Origin of the sequence: Accumulibacter sp. (genome assembly GCF_031732815.1) — a bacterium.
Taxonomy (GTDB): domain Bacteria; phylum Pseudomonadota; class Gammaproteobacteria; order Burkholderiales; family Rhodocyclaceae; genus Accumulibacter.
This window is the reverse complement of sequence record NZ_JAVMKF010000152.1, coordinates 1-4618: the sequence shown is the minus strand read 5'-3', so window position 1 is coordinate 4618 and position 4618 is coordinate 1. Positions and strand designations below refer to the sequence as shown.

Here is a 4618-nt window from a genome sequence, read left to right as displayed (position 1 = left end):
CGGCGACCTCAACAGCGACGGCCAGGTCGACGGCGCCGACAGCGCCCTCTGGGAAGCCGCCCGGGCGGCGCAAGATCCCAGGGCTGACCTCACCGGAGACGGCCTGATCAACCCCGCCGACCGCCAGGTCCTCACCGCCAACACCGGCTTCGTGGCCAACCGCGCCCCGCAAACGCAAACCCCTCTGCCCACACTCAAGACCCACACCGACCTCGGCTTGACCCGCGCACTCGCCGGCCTCGCCGAAGACCTCGAAGGCGACCCAATCTACTGGCGCATCCTCGGCGCCACGCACGGCAGCGCCAAACTCAACGCCGACGGCCAAACGCTCGCCTTCACCCCCGAACCCGGCTACACCGGCGAGGCCACGATCACCGTCCAGGCCGACGACGGCTTTGCCGCCGGCGCGCCGATCGAACTCACGGTACAGATCAGCGGCGCCCGGTTGATCCGCCTCAACCTCCAGCGCCTCGCCGGGCTGCGCACCGGTGCCACCGCCCAGATGAAAGCTATTGGCGATTTCGAAGATGAAGCCAATGATTCCCTCGCGGGCAACGCCGTTCGCTACCGGAGCAGCAATCAAAGCGTCCTCGAAGTCAGCGAACAAGGACTGATGCGTGGCCTGAAGGATGGTACCGCCATCGTCCGGGCTTTCGCGCAGGGAATTGAAAGCGTCAACGTTGTCAGCGTCGGGCTTAAGCCGCAGACTCCGAGCCACGATGCAGCCGGCAATGAACTCGCGCTTTTCCCCGGAAGCATCATCCTGCCCCTGGCTTCCGGGCAGCGACAGATCGACCTGCACAGCCTCACCTTTACCGAGACGCTCGGAACCGACTACACCGGCAGCGATAGCCTCGAGTACTTCATCTCCCAACCAGGCGTGGTCACGGTCAGTGCCCAAGGCCTGATCAGGGCCATCGGCCTGGGCAGGAGTCAAATCACGGTCGTTCGAGACGGCTACCAAGCCAGCCTTGCGGTCGAAGTGGTCGAGCCCGTGATTGGCAGCAGCGCGATCGATGCCTCGATCGGCGGCGTTGTACAGGATAGCGTGGGCAACACCCTGATGATTGCCCCGCAGGCCTTGAAGAAGGACGCTGTCGTATCGATTCGCGCGCTGGCCCTGGACGAACTGGACATCCCGCTACCCGCGGCCGGTATTTGGTCAACGCTCGCCGTAGTCGACCTCGATATCGGCCAGCAAACGGCTGCGCAGCCGCTACAGCTCGCCCTGAGACCGCCGGCAGGCAATTGGTCGGCGGGTACGGAATTGCTCTTCTGGCGATGGGGCGAAATTAATCTCCCCGACGGCAGCGTCCAGAAAACCTGGTGGCTGGTTGACGACGGCGTCATCGGCGACGATGGCTTGGCGCGGACGGCCAGTCCCCCGTACAAAGGCCTTCTGGTCGACGGCCGCTATGCAGTCACCCTCGTGACCAAGCAGAACGAGGCGACCGGTGACTTTTCCGTTCGCGGCGCGACGCTCAATGTCGACGCCATCTACCTCGCGGCAGCGAGTGTCGCCTTCTTCGCCACGGCGGGCGCATCGTCAGGCCAGGCGGGGGCAGCGATCGCGCTCGAGATCGCGTCCACCGTCGTCGCCAGTGCCTACACCTTCGACCTCTTCGCCTTCAGCTATGCCGGGACTTACCACAAGCGTGTGCCCGCGGCGCAACTGCAGAGCGAACTGTGGAGCGGCTTTCCCGTCCGCGAAAGCCCGGCGCCGCAGATCCAACAAATGACCCTCGATACCCGGGACAACACCCTGACGGTTAGAGGCGTCAATTTCCTGTCGCCCGACCAGCGCGCCTCCTCCTTCAACTGGCAAATCTGGCTGGAGCCGCGCGGTTGGCAACTGACCGAACTTACCCGCGGAGTACCGGACCGCGGCCTGCTCTGGCAAGGCTTCGATGCGGTCATGGCCGCTGACGGCAGCTTGAAAGCGCTCCTGCCGGCGGGCGTCGCACTGTCGCAGCACAACGTTTATCTCCAGCGCAGCGTCCGCACGCCCGATCCACTCGGCCTTGTCGGTTCAGGCGAGTGGATGCGCAGCGACGCCCGGCAAGGCTGGCAGGACGGAACCGACAAATCGCTCATCGCCACCGCGGATCGGATCAGACTCTACCGCAGCACGACTTCCCCCCAGGCGCCCGCCGAGGTGACGCTGGTTGCTGATCTCACCCGTGACGAAAGAGGGGAATGGTTACAACTGCAGCCGGGCACCAGTCAGGGCGTCGCCTACACGGCCGATGGCACGCTCGCCTTCGTCGCCGGCAAGGACAGCCGTATCTACGTTGTCGACCTGGGCGTCAATGCTGTGGTGCACACCTTGAGCATCGGCCAGACGGACGGCCGCATCAACGCCCTGGTGACCGCTAATGACTGGCTTTACGTTGCCCAACAGTCCGGCGCAAAAGGCGCTGGCGGGCTCACCCGGGTCTACATCAACCAGCTCAGCGCCACTTTCCTGAAAACCCGGCAGCGGCTGCAAATCCCTGGCTACGAGCAACTCACCAGCTTCAAGGCTTTGGCCGTCAACAGTAGCAGCTACCTCGGGGTCAGCGCCGACCTCGCCGGTCCGATCGACCTGGTCGCCTTCATCGACCTGCAGCAACTCGACGGCAACGGTCGTTTGCCCGCCGACGCGTGCATCGCCGTCACGCAAAGCGACTACCCACGAGCCAATCTTGGCAAGAACCCCGTGTACCTTGCCAGCGGCAAGAACCCTGGCGAATTCGCCGTGTGCAATCGCGACGACCTGGATCGCGGTTTTGCGGGAATTGTTCTCGAATTCGACGAAAGCGGCCGCATCAACAGCCGCACCAAACTCAAACTGGCCTCGACGGCACTCAGCGCTCCAGTACCGAACCTCTACCAAGGGTACGACGCTAGCAACCAGGAAGCCCTCTGGAGCCTCCGCAAGACCTACCACGAAGACATCCAGGCCGCCTCCGGAGCCGTCCTCATGGAATACAAAGGCGAACAATATGCCCTTGTTGCCGATTTCAACCTCTGGTTCAATGACCCGCTGACCACGGGTTACTCAGCCGACATGCCGCGCACGCAAATTGGCGGCAAGGTGGGTATCATCCAGAACCCGTTCGGCAGGAACAACCGCGCCCCGGTGTATCTGGGTGCGACGACGCCCATCGTCGGCGCTGCCGTGCGTAAACTCGCGCTGACTGAAGACGGCACCCTGCTCGCCGACGTCTGGAACTACCAACCCAATCTCGATCTCGAGGCCCCGATGAGCCACTCTCTCTACGCCTGGAACGCCTACGAACTCGTGCAGGGCGCGCTGAACATCCACCAGAGCAACCGGGATCCGAAGCACTACTACCCGATCGATCGCGTGCTGCCAGACTACCCGACGTCACTGACCATGCCGCAGATTCAGGAACTCACCCCGGCCCGCTACGATGAGGACGGAAACAGACAGAACTTCAACAGCTTTCTGACGCTGGGCAGTTACCAGGCGCCAGGCAGCTTCCGCGTCTTCGCACCGACGACCGCGCACCGCCCCTACTTGGAAGCGATTCCAAGCGGCGCGCAAGTGAGCGATGATGGAGAGGAAAGCATCTCGGAACGCGCCTGGGGACTGGTCCTGGAAGGCTTCAATCTGGCGCTCGGCGGCTTTCTCGAAAGGGGGGCCAAGCGTTGGGACGACTACCAAAGCGGCAAGATGAGCTTTGGTGAGATGGCCTTGCGCAACCTCGGCGACTACGGCGTCTTCGTCGTATCCACAGTGGCCAGTGGCGGTGCCGTTACCGCCGGCAAAACCGTTGCCACGGTGGCCTTGCACCGAGCCGGTTTCGAGAAGAGCCTCGAAATCTCGCTCAAATCACGACTGGGCAAGAGCGTTGCCTATGCGCTGGAGGGAAGCGCCGTCGAAGCGCTTTTCAACGCCCTCGAGCAGGGTGGCCAGAACGCCCTGCGCGTCGCCTGGGACGAAGAGACGAAGGCCTTCGAATGGGACACCCTCGGTCTGAACGCCGCTTTCGGCGGGCTGGGTGGCCTCGCCGGGGCCGGTCTGGGAGACCTCGCCGCTCGGCTTGGGACAAAAATCCGGGATAGCGACATCGTTCAGGCCGTGCAGGACGCATTCCGCTATGCCGGCAACCTCCTCGACGGCGCCGCTCGGCGCGCTCAGCGGCAGGTCGACCGGATTCCCGGAACGCACGAACTTCCGCTGGAGCTCAAAACCCCCATCTCGATCAGGCTCGTGGTGGGCGATGTGATCAAGGAGTTCCTGTTGAGCACGCCACGGCGGAGCAGTATGAGTGTGCATGAGGCGACAAGCTGGGCCATTGACCAGATCGACCGCATCAAACCGTGGCTCGAACAGTCGGCCTTCCAGCACATCAGCGTTGAGGAGAAACTGCGCTTTGCCTGGCAGATGAAGCAGTATGTGGTCGAAGGGGCGGCCAATGCGCTTTACTACATCGAAATAGAGCGATCCGGTGTCGTGCGCACCTTCAAGAGCAGTTTCCGCACCGACACCCTCGAGAGCTTGATCGCCGAATCGAGGAAACTCGGCTTATCCGGCCAGGCGCTGTTTGCCGACGTGATGGAAAAGATTGTCAGAATCTCCTGCTTCATCGCCGGCACGCCGATCTGGACC

At 63.2% G+C, this 4618-nt stretch carries 1 protein-coding gene; it reads left to right on the top strand.

Features of this window, described 5'->3' with window-relative positions:
* A partial coding sequence (locus tag RKP46_RS10355; protein WP_311106574.1) for an Ig-like domain-containing protein occupies nucleotides 1-4618 on the top strand: 4618 nt, incomplete at both ends.